Genomic DNA, 20805 nt, shown 5'->3' on the forward strand with positions numbered 1-20805 from the left:
CAAGTGAGTACTGGCTGCGCAACTCGACGCAGTTGATGTGCCACTGCTGAGTGTTGGAGTGCACACCGCCGACTACCCGCTGATGCGCCGCTTCCATAAAACGGGCGACGAGAAGCGAGCGCTGGTGATCCTGCCGCACGCGGAATGGGACGACTGGCTGAAGTGCGACCATACCGAATACGCGTGGCTTCCTGCGGCACTACCCTGTCGAGGTGTTCCGGTCCGGACAATTGGCAGTGATTACGCCAGCGCCTACATGAAAGCGGGCGCCAGACCAAGGTGCTGGCGGCCCTTGTCGTTGTTACATTCGAATAGTTTTTGATGCTTTTGATTGGGATAGAATTTAGTAATTAATTTCAAATTACCTGCGCCCCATGACAAAAAATGACGAAAAAATTTTAGAAGAGCCTATAACGATAGAAGAGCGTGATCAATTATGGGACCACTTCAAGTTCAACGCTGACCAACGGATCAAAGCTTTCAATTTTTTTGTTATTCTTTCTGGCTTCGTAAATGGTGGTGTACTTACTGCATACGATAAACACTATTCGCCTTATATCTTCATCGCGGCAGGCTTATTCATTGTTTTGCTCGCCATCATATTCTGGATAGTAGACAAACGTAGCCGAGGGCTAACCGAGCTGGCTAAACCTGGTTTACTCGCATACGAAAAACAAACTAACAAATCTGATAAATATTCTATTTTTCTTCAAGACAAAACTAATAAGTTCAAATTAATAAGTTACACATTCGCTTTTACCGTCCTGTACATTTCGCAAGGCATTTTCGGTCTAGGGGTCGCTATGTACGGGTTATCGACAATTTCGGAGCAGGTACTATCGTCAGTAACTACGGTGCAAGTTCAAATTTGCTCAACCGCCAATAAGAACAGCGGCCCCTTGATCATTTGCACCCCGCAATGACGGCTTCGAGCTCGCCCTCATATTTTCTGGCGCGCGGCCAGTCGTTCGCCAGGGCCAGCACCTTCGCGCCGTCGCTGGATTCCGCTGTCAACTTGTCGAACTCGTAGACGGGCTTGGCCGGCACCTTATCGGACTTCACGCAGGACACCGCGACCGGCACGTCGACCTGCTGAGTCACTGGCGCGCGCGTGCCTGCGCAGCCCACCAGCAACGCCGCACCGATCACCAGAATAATTTTTGGAATAATTTGTGGTGCGTTTCGTGGTTTCATCGGACTTTCTCCAGCAGCTGGTTCACGTAGGGCATGGCGTCCGCGCAAGTCGTAGCCTTTGCGCCGGCCAGTTGCTGCAGCTAACCGCGCCGCGCGCTGTGCTGCTCTGCTTCTCGGTGCGCCAGCTGCCGGGCTGGATGGTTGCCAGCTTCGGCGTCATCATGCTGGCCAGCCGAGGCTTGAGCGTCTGCAGCTTACCCATCAGTTCGCGTCTGGCACCTGCGCTGCGGTGGCGCTGGCCGACATGCCTGTGGCGCCGCAGCCCTTGGCGCGCAGGATTTCGCGGGTACGCTCGGCGTCCACCAGTTAGGCAACGATCTTGTCCAGAGTAAGGCCGTCACGCTCGCGCACGGCGCGGGTGATCAGATCGCTATAGTGGTGTTGTCGCATAGTTTTTCACGTCGTTGTTGTTAAGCCCCGGCGAATACCCCCCTTTGTTGGCTTAGAAAATTCCGGTGATAGAATTAAAAATACAACAACCGCCACGGAGGCGATGTGATGAACCGATATATAGCCCTAGTTGAAGGTGACGCAGAAGTAGGCAACTGCATTTTTTGTGGAGAGAAGCGAAAACTGACTGGTGAGCACATGTTTGCTCATTGGGTATCGAAGGCAACGTCCGCAACCAACTATCCAGATCTTCAACTAACACTTAGAACGCGAAGTGGCAACTCTGTCGCGCGATATGATCTAACAAGCTTCACCTCGCCGAGAAACAAGGGCTCCGTGAATTTTCGCCTAAATATTTTGTGCGACAGTTGTAATAGTGGATGGGGAAGTACACTTCAAGACCACACCAACCAAGTACTGAAACCGATACTCAATGGCGGGCCGCTTGTGTTGGACGACAGCGGTAGAGAGCTTGTGGCTAAGTGGATGACTTCCTTCATTATGGTGCGACAATTCCTCCACCCAGAGCTAAATAGTATTCCCTCCGAATCTCGTCTCGATTTTTACAGAACCCAGCGACCTATGACTGGCCTATCAGTCTGGGTCTCAAAATACGATGGCGACAATTCTCATGAGTGTACGTACCGCGCGTTAGCCATCATCAGCGAAACTGAAGCGGCTCCTATCAGCCCCAACACTGGATTCGTTACTATGGTCATGGGGAATCTAATATTTTTGGCGCTCTGGTCCTCGGCGCAGAACGTCATCGATAAATTTTCTCCAGCGGACCCTGGTTATCTTCCATTGATAAATGCAATTTCCAACTCAACCGGGATGAGAGAGTTCACGCCAAATCCTTCGCATCCGCAAGTTTTCAAGCCTTTCTTTGGGAACAAAACCTTACCTCTGCACAGCATGTTAATGGACCTAGGCATGCGGCAAGTGTGGCCAACTTTCGCGGACTTCAACGCCGGACAACAGATCACGCTGCACCGCCGGGACTTCGACGACTTAAACAACATGGTGACGTACGTATTACTCACGCATGATCACTCATTAGACATCGCCCGCACCAATGCTGGAGATGTACAGAGACACTTGTTCTCTTTAGACGGAGACTTGTAAAAGAGTTAGCGGCCGAAATATGCAAAAAGCCCACTACCAAAGGCGGTGGGCTTTCTCTGGGCGAACGAATGCCCGTGTGATGCCAGCACAACAGAAGCCTGGGTTAGTGCCCAGATGGATTAGAATTTTTCTTAACCGGTGCCAAAAGGAGTAAACATGAGCGACGATGCGAACCATGAACAAAGAGAAAAAATCTCCGAACCAATTAAGCGTGAAGTGCGTCAGCGATGCGGCTTCGGATGTGTAGTTTGTGGATTAGCAATCATAGAATATGCTCACATAGAACCGTATGCAGTTGTTCGCGAGCATGACGCCGACAATCTCACACTGTTGTGCCCGAATCATCATACACAGTTCGATAAGCATATGCTGCCAAAAGACTACATTCTTGCAAAAAACGCGGCTCCAAAATGCTTAGATGCGGGTTTCCACACACTACCACTGCATGCTGTGCCGGGCCAGTATCCAGAATTTTTTCTAGGTACAAATAAGTGGACTCGCAGCAGTCAACCTTTAAACGTCAGCGGATACCCCATCATCACCGTTGAGAGCCCTGCAGAGGCAGGCGGCCCATATTTGATATCTGGAAAATTTTTTAATTCTCGCGGATTGCTCTCTGCGGAAATCGTGCGAAATGAGTGGTTTGGGAGAGCTGACGAATGGGATGTCTTACAGGAAGGGAACCGCATCACAATTAGGGATGCGGCCGGAAGTATATCGCTACGCCTTCAGTTTCGTCCCGGCGAGGGAATTAGTGTCGAACGCCTAAATATGTTCGTCAACGGTGATCGAATCGAAGCAGACGAAGCAGGGAAGGTACGCGTAAGTTCGTCGAGTGGATTTGAATTCACGCTTAGCGGGAACACTTTCGATGAAGTGCCCGGCGTGGCCACGGGCTACCTCGGCCATATTTCAGAACAGACGTTTGAACATCAACAAACTCCCGCCTCAATCCGCCAAGCACCCGACTTCACGCCAACGAATAGGATACTGTTACACTGGAAACCTCCAACGGTGTAATTAGATGTGCGATTCACAGACATCATTTCAATTTTCGCAGCGCTAGTTCAGCCCGATAATTCTGTTCCTGAAGACGCTCTTTTAACGGATCGAATTTCGCGCTGACCTCCTCCCATAGCAGTGCTTTGTCGGAGAGTTCGGTAAGGCGCTCAACAGGTGTTTTGCCATCGAGAGAACTGTGCGGCCTATCCCAGTTGTAGTAGTGCTGCCATTCCGCCAGCAAATCAGGGCGCAATGGATCTTTAATATCGACTGTGGAATAGAACTCGTCGAGATCAGTTCGTTGCGATCTTTCCACCTTGCCGTTTAGGTGCGGCGATGCAGGCTTGATGGGACGAAACTTAATTCCCCACTCTAGAAGCCGCTCCTGAAATTTTGTGGCGAAAAACTCGCGCCCGCGATCTGTTTGAATTCGTTGGATCGCGAACGGCATTTCTTCGATCACTGCGTCAAAGAACTGCATCGTGTTATTTGCTGTTCTGCGGCGAAAGAGCCGTAGGACCTTGTAGCGTGTGCAGTCATCAATGGCCGTGTACTGGTAGATGCCAGGGGCGATCTTGCAGACGTCCATCTGCACACGATCGCCAGGGGTGGGCCGGCTGTACCTAACGACCTGTTTTCTATAGGCCCGTTTGTGATTCAGTATTGACTTGCCAATGCGCTCCAGGACTTTATGGATCGTCGCAGTCGATAGCGAAATTTCGTGTAGGCGGCGCAGCTCATTTTGGATCTGCCGATGCCCAAGTTTGCGTTTGCGGAGGTCTGTAATCAGCTGCTCGTGCGCTGGCGACACTTTCTTGAACGGAGAGGACTTAGGCCGGCGGCTTTCCTCTTGCAGGCCCGCCTCTCCGTGTTCTTGATACCGGGTCCACCACTTGCGCAGCGTCGGCCGCGAGATGCCGCAACGCAGGCATACAACGCCTGCGTTGCCGAGTTCCTCGTACAACTGAACCCATCGTAGCCGCTTCCAGATATCGTCATTCATGACGCCATTTTAATTGAAATGATGTCTATGAATCGCACAATGAACATGGCCGAAATGAAGACCTTCATCCGCCTGCCAGCGGTAATCGCCACGACCGGCCTGTCGCGCAGCACCGTCCTGCGCGCTGTGAAGGCCGGGACGATTCCGGCGCCGATCCAAATCGGGCCGCACGCGGTTGCATGGGATTCGGGCGCGGTGACGCAGTGGCAGTTGGATCGCATTGCGGCAAGCCGGCCGAAATCATAATCGTCCCACCCCGTACCAAGACGCTCCATCCGAGGCCGCCGATTTGTAGGGGTAAATGTAGGGGTGATTTTTCGAGGCACAAAAAAGGCCAGCGTCTCAGCTGGCCTAAGTCTTTGATTTTGTTGGTCGGGGCGAGAGGATTCGAACCTCCGACCCCGTGCACCCCATGCACGTACGCTACCAGGCTGCGCTACGCCCCGACGAACAGCTTATTATAGCAGCCGGTTTAAGTATTTGTCATGTTTGCCTGGGGCCGCTAAGATACCGTTCATGAACCCCGCCGATCTTGAACGCGCCGCCGCTCTTGTCCAACAAGCCGACCTGCTGGTCGTGGCCGCTGGTGCCGGCATGGGTGTCGATTCCGGCTTGCCGGATTTTCGCGGCAATCAGGGTTTTTGGCAGGCTTATCCCGCCCTCGGCCGCGCGCGCATGGAGTTCACCAGCGTTGCCTCACCGTCGACCTTTCACGATGATCCCGCGCTGGCTTGGGGATTTTACGGACACCGTCTCAATCTGTATCGCGCCACCGTGCCGCATGCCGGCTTCGCACTGCTAAGAAAATGGGGCGAGCGGATGGAACATGGCGTCGGCGTCTTCACCAGCAACGTCGATGGCCATTTCCAGGCCGCCGGCTTCGACCCGCAGCGCATCTATGAGTGCCACGGCTCTATCCATCATCTGCAATGCCTGGAGCCTTGCGGCGCCGATATCTGGAGCGCGGACGACTACACGCCTCAAGTCGACAACGATGCCTGCCGCCTGCTGAACGCCGCCCCCACCTGCCCGCACTGCGGCGGCATGGCACGACCGAATATTCTGATGTTTGGCGACTGGGGTTGGATCGAGCAGCGCTCGGCCGCTCAGGAGCGCCGGCTGCACGCGCTGCTGCGCAAGGCACAACGGCCGCTGGTGATTGAGCTGGGCGCGGGCACCGCGATTCCGTCGGTGCGCCACTTCGGCCACAGCGTGGTGCAGCAGCTCGGCGGACGCATGGTGCGCATCAATCCGCGCGAGCCGCAGGTCGCCAGTCCGCATGATGTGGGACTGGCTTCCGGCGCCTTCGCGGCACTGGCCGCGATAGACGCTTTACTATAAACGATTTATACCAATTTAACGGCAATCGGCGACAAGCCTTCGACTTTGCCTTCCAATACCTGGCCGCGCACCACGGCGCCCACGCCTTCCGGCGTACCGCTGAAAATCAGGTCGCCCGGCGCCAGCGTGAACAACGTGGACAGGTTGGCAATGGTCTCGTTGATCGACCAGATCAGATGCGCAATGGTGGACGACTGCTTGGTCACGCCATCCACATCCAACTGGATCGCGGCCTGGTTGATGTCGCCCGCGTCTGCCGCAGGGTGAATCAGGCCTATCGGCGCCGAGAAGTCGAACGCCTTGCCGATTTCCCAAGGACGGCCGGCGTCGCGCATTTTGAATTGCAGGTCGCGCCGCGTCATGTCGAAACCGACCGCGTAGCCGAAGATGTGTGACGCCGCGTCTTCCACCGCGATATTGGCACCGCCCTTGCCGATGGCGACCACCAGTTCGCACTCGTAGTGCAGATTATTGGTCAGCGGTGGATACGGCAGTTCCAGCACGCGGTTCGGCGCGGCCGGAATCACGGCTTGGGCGTCGCCCGGTTTGCAGAAGAAGAATGGTGGTTCGCGCTCAGGGTCGGAGCCCATTTCGCGCGCGTGGCCGGCGTAGTTGCGGCCCACGCAGTAGACGCGGCGCACGGGAAACAGGTCGGACGTGCCTGCGACCGGCAGGCCCACGATGTCGTGGGCGGGGATTACGTAGGATGTCATGATGCTCCGTTCAGCAGATAAGGGAGATCATGCATGGTACAACAGCCCGCGCCCGATTGCAGCGGGGCGAAACATTACGAGACAAATCAGCCCAGCAACAATACCTTCAGTACCAGGCGATACCCCTCCACCAGGGAGTCGCGGTTCATGTCCGGACGCTGTATGGCGCGGATGGGCAAGCCGTGGAACAGCGCCACCATGGTGTTGATGCGGCCGTCCAGCAGCGCGTCGTCGATCGGCAGGCCGCGCTTCTCGCGTTCACGCTTGACGATGGGGCGGAAGCGGTCGCCCACACGGCGATCGGCCGCCTGCAGCGCTTCAGCGATTTTCGGATTACGCGTCGCCTCGGCAAACATCTCCATCGGCAGATCGGAGCAATTGGGATCGAGCCGGCGCGCGACGTGTTCGTGCGCGTTGTCGATCATCGACTGCAGCGGATCATCGAGGCTATCCAGCTCGCTCAGGTTGGTCAGCACGTCTTCGGCGTGCAGGTCGACGAACGCCATGATGATGGCGTCCTTGTTGTCGAAGTAGTTGTAGATATGGCCGGCGCTCATGCCGGCTTCTTTCGAAATCTCCGACATGCTGGCGGCGTGGAAGCCGCTGCGGGCAAAACACACGGCTGCCGCCTGCAACACCTGATTGCGGCGGTTCTGTGCGCGCTCAGGGTCGGTGCGGCGTTTGACCGGGGTGCTCATACTATTCCTTGGTTATGGTGCCTGGGTAGAAATGGCGGCGGCCGCGCTGACGCGGCCACCGCCGGCTCACTTATCGCGTCTGCGTTTGCGGCAGCTCCGGCTGCCAACCGCCGCCCAGCACCTTGTACAGGGAGACGGCGTTACTGGTCTTGGCCAGGCGCGTGGTAATCAGCGTTTGCTGCGCCGAGTACAACGAACGTTGCGACACCAGCGCGTTCAGATAAGTATCCGCGCCCTTGCGGTAGCGCGCCTCGTTGATGGTGTAGCTCTTCTCCGACGCCTGCACCAATGCCTGCTGCGAGCTCAAACGCTGCTCCACCGTGCCGCGCGTGGCCAGTGCATCAGCCACTTCCTGGAACGCGGTCTGCACCGCTTTCTCGTACTGCGCCACAGCGATATCGCGATTGGTTTTGGCGATCGACAGGTTGGCGTTGTTGACGCCACCATCGAAGATCGGCAACGTCAGTTGCGGGATGAAGGTCCACGCGCCGGAGCCGCCCTTGAACAGGCCGGACAAGCTGGAGCTGGCGCTGCCGCCGGTCGCCGTCAGCGAAATGCTCGGGAAGAAGGCGGCACGCGCCACGCCGATGTTGGCATTAGCGGCGCGCAGCGTGCGCTCGGCTTCCTGCACGTCCGGACGCGATTGCAGCAGGTCCGATGGCAGGCCGGCCGGAATCGGCGCCAGCTGGGTCACTTCGTTCAGTTCACCAGTTGGCAGCAGATCGTCCGCCACGGCGGCGCCCACCAGCAAGGTCAGCGCGTTCTGGTCGATCGCCACCTGGGCGGTGTAGACCGCCGCGTCGTTGCGCGCCGATTCCACACTGGTTTGCGCGTCGTACAGATCCGGTCCCGCCACCACGCCGGAAGCGAAGCGCTTCTGGATCAGCTCATAGGTGGTCTGCTGCGACTTCAGCGTATCCTGCGCCAGCTTCAAACGCTGCTGGTCCGCGCTCAACGTCAGGTAGGCGTTGGCCACCTCCGCCACCAGCGTGATTTGCTGGGTGCGGCGCGCTTCCTCGGTGCCGAGGTAAGTCTGCAGGCCGGCATCGGCGGTGTTGCGCAGTTTGCCGAAGAAGTCCAGCTCATACGAGGACAGCGCCAGACCACCGCTGTAGCTGCGGCTGATGGTCGGGTTGCCGCTGCTGGTCATGGTGCCCGGCGTGCGCGACGCGGTCTGGCCGACCGACACCGACAGTTTAGGCAGCAGCGCCGCGGTGTCGATGTTGTACTCGGCCTTGGCCTTTTCAATATTCAGCGCCGACACGCGCAAATCGCGGTTGTTGGCCAGCGCCAGCTCGATCACCTTGCGCAGCTTGGCGTCGGTGAAGTACTCGCGCCACAGGATTTGCGACACCGGCTTGGCGTCGGCCGCGGCAGCCGGCACACCCTTGTAAGCGTCGCCGCTCGGGAATGCCTGCGGCACCGCTTGCGCCGGGCGTTCATACACCGGCGCCAGGCTGCAGCCGGCCAACATCGCCAGCGCCGCCATTGTGATTAAAGACTTTTTCATATCAATGCACCTCTACAGCGGTTGCGGGAGCGGCCTTCTTCGCGAAGTAGCCACGCACCAGCACAAAGAACAGCGGCACGAAGAAGATGCCCAGGAAGGTTGCGGTCAGCATCCCGCCCAACACACCGATACCAATCGCGTTCTGGCTGCCGGAACCGGCACCGCTGCTGATCGCCAGCGGGAACACGCCCAGGCCGAACGCGATGGAGGTCATCAGAATCGGACGCAGACGCAGTTTCACCGCGTGCAGCGTGGCCTTCTTCAGATCTTCGCCTGCCTCTTGCAGTTCCTTGGCGAATTCCACGATCAGAATCGCATTCTTCGCCGCCAGACCGATCACGGTCAGCAGGCCAACCTGGAAGTAGACGTCGTTCGACAGCTTGAACACATAGGTCGCCAGCACCGCGCCGATAATACCCAGCGGGACCACCAGCAGCACCGAGAACGGCACCGACCAGCTTTCATACAGCGCGGCCAGGCACAGGAACACGATCAGAATCGAGATCGCGTACAGCTGCGTGGTCTGCGAACCGGAGTCGCGTTCTTCGGTCGACAGGCCGGTCCACTCGTAGCCGATACCCGGCGGCAGTTGCGCCGCCAGCTTCTCGATTTCCATCATCGCGGTGCCCGAGCTTTGACCCGGCGCCGGCTGGCCGAGGATCTCGGTCGACGGCAGGCCGTTGTAGCGCTCCAGGCGCGGCGAGGCGTAAATCCACTTGCCGGTCGAGAAGGCCGAGAAAGGCACCATCGTACCGCTGGAATTCCGCACAAACCACTTGTTCAAGTCTTCCGGCACCATACGGGCGTCGGCCGAACCTTGCAGGTAAACCTTCTTCACGCGGCCACGGTCGATAAAGTCATTGACGTAAGCGCTACCCCAGGCGGTGCTCAGCACCGAGTTCACATCGGCGACGGTCAGGCCGAGGGCAATCGCCTTCTGCTGGTCGACGGTGATCTTGTACTGCGGCGTATCTTCCATGCCGTTCGGACGCACACCCACCAGCACCGGGCTCTTGGAAGCCATGCCCAGCATCTGGTTACGCGCCGCCATCAGTGCATCGTGGCCAACGCCGCCGATATCCTGCAGCTGCAGGTCGAAGCCGGTGGCGTTACCCAGTTCCATCACCGCAGGCGGTGCGAAGGCGAACACCATCGCTTCCTTGATCTGCGAGAAGGCGCCCATGGCGCGGCCGGCGATCGCGCTGACGCGATTCTCCTTGCCCGTACGCTCGGACCAGTCCTTCATACGCACGAAGGCCATGCCGCTGTTCTGGCCATTACCCGAGAAGCTGAAACCAGCCACCGCGAACACCGAGGCGACGTTGTTCTTCTCATTCACCAGGAATTGGTTCTCGACTTTCTCGATCACTTTCAGGGTGCGCTGCTGGGTCGAACCGGTTGGCAGTTGCACTTGCGAGAACATCATGCCCTGATCTTCTTCCGGCAGGAAGGAGGTCGGCAGACGCATGAACACGAAGGCCAGTACCACCAGCAGGCCGGCGTAGATCACCAGCGCGCGGCCGCCACGGTTCAGAATCGAAGCGACGATGCCCTGATACTTGTTGGTGCCGCGATCGAACGTGCGGTTGAACCAGCCGAAGAAGCCCTTGTTGGTCATGTGATGACCTTTTTCCACCGGCTTCAGGATGGTGGCGCACAGCGCTGGCGTGAAGATCATCGCCACCAGCACCGACAGCACCATGGCCGACACAATCGTCACTGAGAACTGGCGATAGATCACGCCGGTCGAACCGCTGAAGAAGGCCATCGGCACAAACACCGCCGACAGCACCAGCGCGATACCCACCAGCGCGCCGCTGATCTGGGTCATGGACTTGCGGGTCGCTTCCAGCGGCGACAAGCCCTCTTCCGTCATCACCCGCTCGACGTTTTCCACCACCACGATGGCGTCATCTACCAGCAGGCCGATCGCCAGCACCACCGCGAACATGGTCAGGGTGTTGATCGAATAGCCCAGCGCCGACAGAATCGCGAAAGTACCCAGCAGCACCACCGGCACCGCCATGGTTGGAATCAGCGTGGCGCGGAAGTTCTGCAGGAACAGATACATCACCAGGAACACCAGCACGATCGCTTCGAGCAGGGTTTTCACCACTTCTTCAATCGACAGCTTGACGAATGGCGTGGTATCGAATGCCACCACCGCTTTCAAGCCTTTCGGGAACTGCTTCTCCATCGCGGCGATTTTCGCCTTGACAGCGTTGGCGGTATCCAGCGCGTTGGCGCCGGTGGCCAGCTTGATCGCCAGGCCGGATGCCGCCTTGCCGTTGTAGCGTGCCAGGATGGTATAGGTTTCGCTGCCCAGTTCCATGCGGGCGACGTCGCGCAGGTGCACGGTGGCGCCGGTGGACGAGGTTTTCAGCAGGATGGCGCCGAACTGCTCGGCGGTTTGCAGACGACTTTGCGCGGTCACGGTGGCGTTCAGCTGTTGGCCGGCCACTGCTGGCAGACCGCCCAGTTCACCGGCCGACACTTCCGTGTTCTGCGCGCTGATGGCCGACGATACGTCGGCAGGCGTCAGCTGATAGCTTTGCAGCTTGGCGGCGTCCAGCCAGATCCGCATGGCGTACTGCGAACCGAAGTTGGTCACGTCGCCCACGCCTTCCACCCGCGAGATCGGATCGATCACGCTGGCGGTCACGTAGTCACCGATGTCGGCCTGCTTCATCGAGCCGTCTTCCGACACGAAGCCCAGCACCATCAGGAAGTTCTTGGTGGCTTTGGCCACGGTCAGACCCTGCTGCTGCACGGCGGTCGGCAGCAACGGCGTCGCCAGCGATAGCTTGTTCTGCACCTGCACCTGGGCGATGTCCGGGTTGGTGCCGTTCTTGAAGGTCAGCGTGACGTTGATGCCACCGGTCGAATCGGAGGTCGACGACATGTAGCGCAGGCCGTCGATACCCTTCATCTTCTGTTCGATGATCTGGGTGACCGCGTCTTCCACGGTTTTGGCCGAGGCGCCAGGATAGGTGCCGGTGATCGAAATCGACGGCGGTGCGATGCTAGGGTATTGCGATATCGGCAGGCCGAGAATCGACGCCACGCCCGCGAGCATGATGACGATCGCGACCACCCACGCAAAAATCGGGCGATCAATAAAGAAACGGGACATGTGCTATCTCCTTACTGCGCGCTCTTGGCGTTGGCAGGCGCGGCACCGCCGGCGCTGGTGGCCACGGCGGCGGCAGGCTTGGCGACATTGGCCGGTGCGCCCGGTTTCACTTTCTGTACGCCTTCCACGATCAGCAGGTCGCCGTCGTTCAGGCCGGACTTGACCAGCCATTTGTCGCCCTGGGTGCCGCCGGTGACCAGCACGCGCTGCTCAACCTTGCCTTCCTTGTTCAGCACCAGCGCGGTGGCTTCGCCCTTGCTGTTACGGGTAACGCCTTGCTGCGGCACCACGATGGCTTTTTCGTCGACGCCGGAATCCACCACCGCGCGCACGAACATGCCAGGCAGCAGGTCGTGTTTCGGGTTCGGGAACAGCGCGCGCAGGGTAACGTTTCCGGTGCTGGTATCAACCGTGACGTCGGAGAATTGCAGCTTGCCTTCCTGGGCGTACTTGGTGCCATCGGACAGGATCAGCGTGACCTTGGCCTGGGCGCCATTCTTTTTCAGGCCGCCGCTTTCCAGTTCGCGCTTCAGGCGCAGCATGTCTTCGCTGGTCTGGGTAACGTCAACGTAGATCGGGTCCAGTTGCTGCACGGTGGTCAGCGCGGTGGTCTGGCTGGCGGTCACCAGCGCGCCCGGCGTCACGCTGGACTTGCCGATACGGCCGCTGATCGGCGCGTTGACGTGGGTGTAATCCAGATTGATCTTGGCGGTTTGCAGCGCCGCTTCGGCCGAAGCTACATCGGCCTTGGCTTGCTCGTAGGTGGCGACGGCGTCGTCGTAATCCTGCTTGCTGACGCCTTCAATCGCCACCAGATCCTTGTAGCGCGACACTTTCGGCTCGGAGGTCAGCAGCGTCGCCTTGGCCTTGGCCAGTGCGGCCTTGGCGGAGTTGTAGGTAGCCTGGTAGGTGGCCGCGTCGATCTGGTACAGCGGCATGCCGGCCTTGACGTCGGCGCCTTCGACAAACAGGCGTTTCTGGATCAGGCCACCGACCTGCGGACGCACTTCAGCGACTTCATAGGCGCTGGTACGGCCCGGCAGTTCGGTGGTGATCTGCAGCGGCGCTTGCGCCACTTTGAACACGCCCACTTCCGCCACCTGCTGCTGGTGAGGTGCTTCGGAGGTGGATTTGGAGCAGCCGGCCATGACGGCCAGCACGGAGATCAGGGCTGCGGCACCGGCGGTGCGCAGCATTGGTTTTTTGCAGAAAAAGGCTTCCATGGAGTGGGCTTTCTGTATAAATAATAAGCACAACCTATAGAATGAACGATCATTCTAATTATGTCAAGCAACCTTTTTGTGCGGTGCAGAAACCTTAAGTAAATTTTAAGCGTGGCAAAATCGCGCAATATTCGACCAGTTGCAGCGGTCCCCAGGACTTGCAATGCTACAATCAGTTAATTTCATTCTGTCATCTTTTTGAGCTTCCACCCTTGCAGCCCATGCCCCTGCAGTCCCCTTCTGCCCGTCCGCGCCTGACCACGCTGGTGACGGTCGGCGTCAGCGCCACAGTGTTGCTGACGGTTTTGTCACTGCTGATCCTAGTTGATCACTTCGCCATCGCCTACGCCCGTAACGAAGCTCAACAGCGCCTGCAGCAGTTGTCATGGCAGATGCGCGACTCGCTCAACAATGTGGTGCGCAAGGCCACCGGCGACGTCCAGCTACTGACCGAGCTGCCACAAGTGCGCGCCGCCACGTCGCCGGCCGAGGTGCGGCAAATCCTGGAAAGCCTGCAAAAAACCTTCCCCGACTATGCCTGGATCGGCCTGACCGACGCCGACGGCAAGGTGTTTGCCGCCACCCAGGGCGTGCTGGAGGGCGTGGATGTCAGCGCGCGCGACTGGTTCAAGGATGGCCGCGACAAGATCTACGCCGGCGACTTCCACCCCGCCACCCTGCTCGGCAAGAAACTGCCGGTCAGCAGCGACCCGTGGCGCTTCGTCGATGCCGCCGGCCCGCTGCTCGATCCGGCCGGCAATTATCGCGGCGTGCTGTGCGTGCACATGAGCTGGGGCTGGGCGCGGCGCATGGTGCATACCATCCTGGCACCGGCCGACCACCAATACTCGGCCGACATCTTCGTGGTGCGCGGCGATGGCACCGTCATGCTCGGCCCGCCGGGCACGGAAGAAACCAAACTCAGCAGCGACAGCCTGAAACTGGCCCAGGGCGGCGCCAGCGGCTCGCTGAAGGAAACCTGGGCCGACGACCGCAGCTATCTGACCGGCTACGCCCGCAGCGGCGATCCCGACGATCCGGCCACGCTGACCTGGTCCATCCTGGTACGCCAGCCGGAAGTGCTGGCCCTGGCCGGCGCGCGCGCGCTGGAACGCCAGATCCTGATGCTGGGCGCCATCCTCGGCGTCGCCCTGGCGCTGGCCGCCGCCGTGGTGGCGCGCCGCATGACGCGGCCATTGAATGCGCTCAGCCACGCCATCGAACAACGCCAGGCCGCGTCGGCCGACAATCCGGTGCTGCCGGTGCTGCCGCCGATTCCGGGCAGCGACAACTACCATGAAGTGCAGGTGCTGTCGCGCGCCCTGGCCGCGCTGCTGCGCGACGAACAGCATCACCTGGACGCGCTGCGCGGCCTGAATGAAAAGCTGGAATCGACGGTGGCCGAGCGCACCCGCGAAATCGCCCGCAAGGCGCTGCAACTGGAGCGCGCGCTGGCGCAGGAGCAAAGCACCCAGCAACTGCTGCAGGAGCGCGCGGCCGAGTTGCGCGCGATTCTCGACAACGCCCACGATGCCTTCATCGCGCTCGATCCGGGCGGCGTGGTGCGCGAGTGGAACCTGCAAGCCGAGCGGCTGCTGGGTTGGAAGCGCAACGAGGTGATCGGTCAGCCGATGGCGGCCATGATGCTGCCGCCGCTGCTGCGCCGCGCCTATGAGCGCGACATGCGGCTGCTGGCCGACCGCGCCAGCGCCGCCGCCGCTGTGATGAGCCGCCGCATCGAGCTGACGCTGCACAACCGTGCCGGCCAGGAGTTGCCGGTGGAAGTGTCGCTGGCCTATGTGCCGCGCAGCAGCGGCCATTTGTTCATCGCCTTCCTGCACGATATCAGCGAGCGCAAGTCGCTGTTCGCGTCGATGGAAGAGATGGCGCTGAAGGACACCCTGACCGGCCTGCCCAACCGGCGCGCGCTGATGCAGGCGCTGCCCGACGCCCTGCAGCGCGCCAACCGCACGCGCCAGAGCTGCGCCGTGTTCTTCCTCGATCTCGACCGCTTCAAGCAGATCAACGACCGCCATGGCCACGACGAAGGCGACGAACTGCTGCGTCAATTCGCGCAGCGGGTACGCGCCGCCGTGCGCAAGACCGACACCGTCGGCCGCCTGGCCGGCGACGAATTCATCGTCATCATCGAAATGCTGCACAACGACGAGGCGGCCCAGGAAGCGGCCGACAATCTGCTGCAGATCCTGCGCGAACCATTTGTGCTGAAGACCACCAGCATGACGCTGAGCGCCAGCATCGGCATCGCCATCCACCATCCGGACGATCCGCAGGACACCGAGGCGCTGCTCAGCCGCGCCGACCGCGCCATGTACCGCCACAAACAGCAAAGCGCCTTGCAGCGCGCGCGCCGCTAAGCCAGCAGTGCCGGTGCGCTGGGTGCGCTATCGAACATCACGGCTTTGCCGTTTCGGGTAGCATTCCGGACAACATCCTGTCCTTGCGAATCCTGTCCATGAACGAGCAAAACAGCCAGACTTCCGACTTTCTATCCACCGGCGTGCCGGGCCTGGACGACGTGCTGGCCGGCGGCCTGACGCGCGACCGCCTGTATCTGGTGGAGGGCGAGCCGGGCACCGGCAAGACCACGCTGGCGCTGCAGTTCCTCAACGAGGGCGTGCGCCAGGGCGAGCCGGTGCTGTACATCACGCTGGCCGAAACCCAGGCCGAGTTGAGCGGCGTGGCGCAGTCGCACGGCTGGAGTCTGGACGGCATCCACGTCGAGGAAATCATTCCGGACGAGAACGCGCTCGCCCCGGAGCAGCAGTACACGCTGTTCCACCCATCCGAGATTGAGCTGGGCAATGTCACCCAGCGCATTGTGGCGGCGGTGGACCGGTATCAACCGCGTCGCGCGGTGCTCGATTCGCTGTCCGAACTGCAGCTGCTGGCGGAAAACCCACTGCGCTACCGCCGCCAGGTGCTGGCGCTGAAGCAGTATCTGAGCAGCCGTCACTGCACCACCATCTTCCTTGACGACCGTACCGCCCTGTCCACCGACCTGCAGGTGCGCAGCGTGGCGCACGCGGTGCTGAAGCTGGAGCTGAGCGACCAGGCGTATGGCATCGAACGGCGTCGCCTTCGGGTGGTCAAATACCGCGGCATCGCTTATCGCGGCGGCGGCCATGATTACAAAATTCTGCGCGGGGGCCTGCAGATCTACCCGCGCCTGGTGGCGGCCGACTCGCGCGAAGCCAAGCCACATCAGCAGCTGTCCAGCGGCATGCCGACGCTGGACGCGCTGATCGGCGGCGGCCTGGACGTCGGCATGAGCACCCTGATCTCGGGGCCGTCGGGTACCGGCAAGTCGTCGCTGGCGGCGCAGTTCGTGCACGCGGCCACCCAGCGCGGCGAGCGTTGCGCCATGTTTCTGTTTGAAGAGGCGCGCACCAATATGCTCCAACGCGCGGCCAACCTGGGCATGGACCTGAGCGACGCGCTGGAGCGCGGCCTGCTGACCGTACAGCAGATCGACCCGGCCGAGCTGGCGCCGGGCGAATTCGCGCGCGCCGTCACGCAGGCGGTGGAGCAGGATGTACGGGTAGTCGTCATCGACAGCCTGAATGGCTATCTGAACGCGGTGCCGGACGAGCGCTTCCTGATCCTCTACCTGCACGAGCTGCTGACCTATCTGGGCCAACGCGGCGTGGTCAGCATCCTGGTCGGGGTCCAGCAAGGCATGCTGGGCGGCGCCATGCACACCAATATCGACGCCAGCTACCTGGCCGACAACGTCATCATGCTGCGCTACTTCGAGGCCGAGGGCGAGGTGCGCCAGGCGATCTCGGTATTCAAAAAACGCGGCAGCGCGCACGAACGCACCATCCGCCGCTTCCAGATCGGTTCCGCCGGTCTGACGGTGGGACCGGTGCTGAAGGACTTCCACGGTGTGCTGACCGGCGTGCCGACCTTCCACGGCGGAGCCCATGCCGATGCACCGGCGGAGTAAGCCAGCATGGAATCGCGCATTCTGATCTACGCCCCCACCGGTCAGGATGCACCGCTGACCGCGCGCGTGCTGTCGCTGGCCGCGATCGATAGCCATGTATGCAGCTCGCTGGACGAACTGGCGCAGGAAATCGAGCGCGGCGTCGGCGCCGTGCTGACGGTGGAGGAAGCGCTGGCGCGCGGCGCCTACCAGCTGCTGCAGGCCAGCGTGGCCGCGCAGCCCGACTGGTCGGACCTGCCGATCGTGCTGCTGACGCATAAGGGTGCCGATTCGTCGGCGGTGCGGCAGGCGGTGGCCGGCCTCGGCAACCTGAGCCTGATGGAGCGCCCGGTGCGCACGCTGGCCCTGATCACCGCGCTGCACTCGACACTACGCGCGCGCAACAAGCAGTATCAGGTGCGCGAGGCGGCGCGGCGCAAGGACGAATTCCTCGCCAGCCTGGGACATGAGCTGCGCAATCCACTGGCGCCGATCCGCACCTCGGTATCGCTGCTGACCCGCTTGCATCCGGATTCGGTGCCGCTGGCGCGCATCCGCGACATGGTCGAACGCCAGGTGCGGCTGCTGACACGGCTGGTGGACGACCTGCTGGACGTGGCGCGCATCACCAGCGGCAAAATCACGCTGCAGCGCCAGCTGGCGTCACTCGGCGCGGTGATGAGCCACGTCAGCGAATTGTGCCAGCATGCCGCCGACGCCAAACACATCCACATCGCCTGGCAACTGCCATCCAGCGAGATCATGCTGGATGCCGACTATGCGCGGGTGGTGCAAATCTACGCCAACATCCTGTCCAACGCGGTCAAGTTCACGCCGCAGGGCGGCCATGTGCTGGTGTCGGCGGCGGCCGACCAGGGCCAACTGCTGGTGACCATCTGCGATGACGGCATCGGCCTGCATGCCGACACCATCCCGCGCATCTTCCGCATGTTCGAACAAAGCGCCACTGTCAGCGGCCAGTTTTCCAGCGGATTGGGGATCGGTTTGAGCCTGTCGCGCCAGTTCGCCGAAATGCATGGCGGCACGGTGGAAGCCTACAGCGAAGGGCCGGGCAAAGGCAGCGAGTTCGTGATCCGGCTGCCGGTGCTGGACCACGCCGGCAAGCGCCAGCCGGTGCCGCTAGCGCAAGACGCGGACGCCGACGGCCACAAAATGCAGGTGCTGGTGGTGGACGACAACCAGGACGCCGCCGATTCACTGACCGCGTTGCTGGAGCTGGACGGCTTCGACGTCCGCACCGTCTACGACGGCGCCGCCGCGATTGCGGCGGTGGACACTCGGGCGCCGGACATGATCGTCATGGACCTGGGCATGCCGGGCATGGACGGCTACGAAACCGCGCGCGCCATCCGGCAGAAGCCGGGCGCCGAGCGCATCCTGATGCTGGCCCTGACCGGCTGGGGCCAGGGCGACGCCCGCCGCCGCACCATGGAAGCGGGCTTCGACCATCACCTGGTGAAGCCGGTGGAACTGGAACAAATCATCCGCCTGGCCGGCGCCCGCCACAATCGCAACCAGGTGCAGGCGGCACGCTGAGCGGCCTTACTTCCAGTCGCCGCGCAGCGCGGCGACGCGCTGTTTCAGGTCTTCCGGCGTGACGTCGCTGGGCGCCACCGGTTGGCCGACCGCCAGCGCCAGCCGCGAACGCAGGCCGTTGCGGAAGGCGCGCTCGAATACATTTTCCTGGTTGCGGCTCAGCAGATGGCCCCACAGGCCGCGCAACGCCATCGGGATCACCGGCACCTTGCTGCGCTCGATGATTTTGGCGACGCCGCCCTTGAAGTCGCTGATGTCGCCAGTGCGGGTCAGCTGGCCCTCGGGGAAGATGCACACCAGCTCCCCCTCATGCAGCGCCTGCGCGATGTCGACATAGGCTTTCTCCATCAGCCACGGGTCTTCCTTGGCCGGCGCGATCGGAATGGCGCGCGCGGTGCGGAAGATCCAGCCCAGCAGCGGCAGCTTGAAGATACGGTGATCCATGACGAAGCGGATCGGCCGTGGCGCGGCGGCGCCGATCACGATCGCGTCGACATAGCTGACGTGGTTACACACCAGCACCGCCGCACCCTCGCTCGGAATGCGCTCGGCGTCGACGGTGTGCACGCGGTGCACGGTGTGGATCAGCAGCCAGGCCAGGAAGCGCATCAGGAATTCCGGCACCAGCGAGAAGATGTAGATCGCCACCACCGCGTTCAGCAGCGCCGTCACCAGGAACAGTTGCGGGATGGTGAAGCCCTGCCCCAGCAGCACAATCGCCAGGCCGGCCGCCGCCACCATGAACAGCGCGTTCAGGATATTCATGCCGGCGATGGTGCGCGAGATGTGCTGCGGATCGCAGCGCAGCTGAATCAGCGCAAACAGCGGCACGATGAAGAAGCCGCCGAACATGCCGATCATCAGCACGTCGAACAAAATACGCCACATGCCATGCTGGGCCAGCAGCGCCAGCGCGTCCAGGTGGGCCCCGGCGACGGCCGTGCTGCTGAACGCCAGGCTGGCGAAATACAGATCGATGCCAAACACGGTCAGGCCGATCGAGCCAAATGGCACCAGGCCGATTTCCACCTTGCGGCCGGACAGCCGCTCGCACAGCAGCGAGCCACTGCCCACGCCCAGCGAGAACACCGTCAGCAGCAGCACGAAGGCACTGTGGTCGCCATGCAGATAATCCTTGGCATACACCGGGAACTGCGCCAGCACCAGCGCGCCGTAAAACCAGAACCACGAGTTGCCCAGCATGGACAGGAACACGCTGCGGTTCTTGCGCGAGAAATTGATATTGCGGATCGATTCGCTGACAAAGTTCCAGCTGACCTTCAAGTCCGGCGCCGGCGCCGGCGACAGCGGAATGCGGTAAGCGGCGGCCAGGCCCAGCGCCGCGACCAGCACAGTGGCGGCGGCTTCGTACAGCAGGCCATGCGGCTGCTGCACCACCAGAATCGCGCCCAGCACTTCGCCCATCAGGATGCCGACGAAAGTGCCCATCTCGGTGACGCCATTACCACCGATCAGTTCATCCGGCTGCAGCTGCTGCGGCAGATACGCATATTTGACGGGGCCGAACAGCGTCGAATGCACGCCCATGCCGACCACCGCCGCGATCAGCAACCACAGATGATGCGTCACCCAGCCAATGCCGGCCACGCACATGATGCCCAGCTCCAGCCACTTGACGAAGCGGGTCAGGCTGGACTTTTCGAACTTGTCCGCCAACTGCCCGGCGGTGGCCGAGAACAGCACATACGGCAGGATGAACAGACCGGGAATCAGATTGGTGATGGTGGACGGCGCCAGCGTGGTCCAGCTCAGCGCGTCGAAGGTGATGATGACGATCAGCGCGGTCTTGAACAGATTGTCGTTAAACGCGCCGAGAAACTGGGTCCAGAAAAACGGCGCGAAGCGGCGCTGCTTCAGAAGGGCAAACTGATTGGGCTGGCTCATGGGGGCGGTATCCGTTCTTTATGAAATTTCCGGAAAGATTGAGCGGATTATAACCGCATGCC

The 20805-nt window shown here is 61.0% G+C and carries 17 protein-coding genes and 1 tRNA gene; 8 read left to right on the top strand and 10 right to left on the bottom strand.

Translation table 11 applies throughout. The features are described 5' to 3' along the window. Window positions 1–374: 374 nt before the first annotated feature. On the top strand, window positions 375–923 hold the full coding sequence (locus GJ699_RS04525) for a hypothetical protein (protein ID WP_154373528.1): 549 nt from the start codon (window positions 375–377) through the stop codon (window positions 921–923). Here the strand turns inward: GJ699_RS04525 and GJ699_RS04530 are convergent. Both GJ699_RS04530 and GJ699_RS04535 read right to left on the bottom strand, forming a co-directional pair. Then, a complete protein-coding gene (locus tag GJ699_RS04530; protein ID WP_154373530.1) occupies window positions 904–1194 on the bottom strand; it encodes a hypothetical protein in 291 nt (96 codons plus the stop codon). The genes GJ699_RS04525 and GJ699_RS04530 overlap by 20 nt on opposite strands. A 22-nt stretch (window positions 1195–1216) precedes the next feature. Next, complete coding sequence (locus GJ699_RS04535) at window positions 1217–1396, bottom strand: hypothetical protein (protein ID WP_154373532.1); 180 nt, start codon at window positions 1394–1396, stop codon at window positions 1217–1219. Window positions 1397–1692: 296 nt separating this feature from the next. Between GJ699_RS04535 and GJ699_RS04540 the strand changes: the two genes are divergently transcribed. Together GJ699_RS04540 and GJ699_RS04545 are read left to right on the top strand one after the other, a co-directional pair. Further along, window positions 1693–2709: a hypothetical protein gene (locus GJ699_RS04540; RefSeq protein ID WP_154373534.1), complete on the top strand. Its 1017-nt coding sequence runs from the start codon at window positions 1693–1695 to the stop codon at window positions 2707–2709. Window positions 2710–2865: 156 nt separating this feature from the next. Next, window positions 2866–3729: an HNH endonuclease signature motif containing protein gene (locus GJ699_RS04545; RefSeq protein WP_154373536.1), complete on the top strand. Its 864-nt coding sequence runs from the start codon at window positions 2866–2868 to the stop codon at window positions 3727–3729. A gap of 22 nt (window positions 3730–3751) precedes the next feature. Here the strand turns inward: GJ699_RS04545 and GJ699_RS04550 are convergent, their stop codons facing one another. Next, a complete protein-coding gene (locus GJ699_RS04550; protein ID WP_154373538.1) occupies window positions 3752–4714 on the bottom strand; it encodes an IS481 family transposase in 963 nt (320 codons plus the stop codon). A 39-nt stretch (window positions 4715–4753) separates the two neighbouring features. Between GJ699_RS04550 and GJ699_RS04555 the strand changes: the two genes are divergently transcribed. Continuing rightward, a complete protein-coding gene (locus GJ699_RS04555) occupies window positions 4754–4960 on the top strand; it encodes a helix-turn-helix transcriptional regulator (RefSeq protein ID WP_229261943.1) in 207 nt (68 codons plus the stop codon). A gap of 123 nt (window positions 4961–5083) precedes the next feature. Here the strand turns inward: GJ699_RS04555 and GJ699_RS04560 are convergent. Beyond that, a tRNA-Pro gene (locus GJ699_RS04560) sits at window positions 5084–5160 on the bottom strand. Window positions 5161–5230: 70 nt separating this feature from the next. Here GJ699_RS04560 and GJ699_RS04565 point away from each other — a divergent pair. Then, on the top strand, window positions 5231–6055 hold the full coding sequence (locus GJ699_RS04565) for an SIR2 family NAD-dependent protein deacylase (protein ID WP_154373540.1): 825 nt from the start codon (window positions 5231–5233) through the stop codon (window positions 6053–6055). A gap of 5 nt (window positions 6056–6060) precedes the next feature. On the opposite strand, the gene GJ699_RS04570 is transcribed toward GJ699_RS04565, so the two are convergent. From GJ699_RS04570 to GJ699_RS04590, 5 genes are all read right to left on the bottom strand, one after another. Beyond that, window positions 6061–6768, bottom strand: a complete 708-nt coding sequence (locus GJ699_RS04570; protein WP_154373541.1) for a fumarylacetoacetate hydrolase family protein — start codon at window positions 6766–6768, stop codon at window positions 6061–6063. An 86-nt stretch (window positions 6769–6854) separates the two neighbouring features. Continuing rightward, on the bottom strand, window positions 6855–7466 hold the full coding sequence (locus GJ699_RS04575) for a TetR/AcrR family transcriptional regulator (RefSeq protein WP_154373544.1): 612 nt from the start codon (window positions 7464–7466) through the stop codon (window positions 6855–6857). Window positions 7467–7536: 70 nt separating this feature from the next. After that, on the bottom strand, window positions 7537–8976 hold the full coding sequence (locus tag GJ699_RS04580; RefSeq protein ID WP_154373546.1) for an efflux transporter outer membrane subunit: 1440 nt from the start codon (window positions 8974–8976) through the stop codon (window positions 7537–7539). 1 nt (window position 8977) lies between these two features. Then, window positions 8978–12109: an efflux RND transporter permease subunit gene (locus tag GJ699_RS04585; protein ID WP_154373548.1), complete on the bottom strand. Its 3132-nt coding sequence runs from the start codon at window positions 12107–12109 to the stop codon at window positions 8978–8980. A gap of 11 nt (window positions 12110–12120) precedes the next feature. Next, window positions 12121–13332 carry an efflux RND transporter periplasmic adaptor subunit gene (locus GJ699_RS04590; RefSeq protein WP_371867456.1) on the bottom strand — a complete coding sequence of 404 codons (1212 nt, stop codon included), beginning with the start codon at window positions 13330–13332 and terminating at the stop codon, window positions 12121–12123. 221 nt (window positions 13333–13553) lie between these two features. Between GJ699_RS04590 and GJ699_RS04595 the strand changes: the two genes are divergently transcribed. The 3 genes from GJ699_RS04595 to GJ699_RS04605 all read left to right on the top strand — a co-directional run bounded on the left by GJ699_RS04595 (window position 13554) and on the right by GJ699_RS04605 (window position 18838). Then, window positions 13554–15710, top strand: a complete 2157-nt coding sequence (locus GJ699_RS04595) for a diguanylate cyclase domain-containing protein (protein ID WP_154373551.1) — start codon at window positions 13554–13556, stop codon at window positions 15708–15710. Window positions 15711–15808: 98 nt separating this feature from the next. After that, the gene (locus GJ699_RS04600) at window positions 15809–17302 is read left to right on the top strand and encodes an ATPase domain-containing protein (protein ID WP_154373553.1); all 1494 of its coding nucleotides are present in this window, start codon (window positions 15809–15811) and stop codon (window positions 17300–17302) included. 6 nt (window positions 17303–17308) lie between these two features. Next, window positions 17309–18838 carry a hybrid sensor histidine kinase/response regulator gene (locus GJ699_RS04605; RefSeq protein WP_154373555.1) on the top strand — a complete coding sequence of 510 codons (1530 nt, stop codon included), beginning with the start codon at window positions 17309–17311 and terminating at the stop codon, window positions 18836–18838. Window positions 18839–18844: 6 nt separating this feature from the next. On the opposite strand, the gene GJ699_RS04610 is transcribed toward GJ699_RS04605, so the two are convergent. Continuing rightward, the gene (locus tag GJ699_RS04610; RefSeq protein ID WP_154373557.1) at window positions 18845–20743 is read right to left on the bottom strand and encodes an MFS transporter; all 1899 of its coding nucleotides are present in this window, start codon (window positions 20741–20743) and stop codon (window positions 18845–18847) included. Window positions 20744–20805: the final 62 nt, after the last annotated feature.

Origin of the sequence: Duganella guangzhouensis (assembly GCF_009674535.1) — a bacterium.
GTDB lineage: Bacteria > Pseudomonadota > Gammaproteobacteria > Burkholderiales > Burkholderiaceae_D > Rugamonas > Rugamonas guangzhouensis.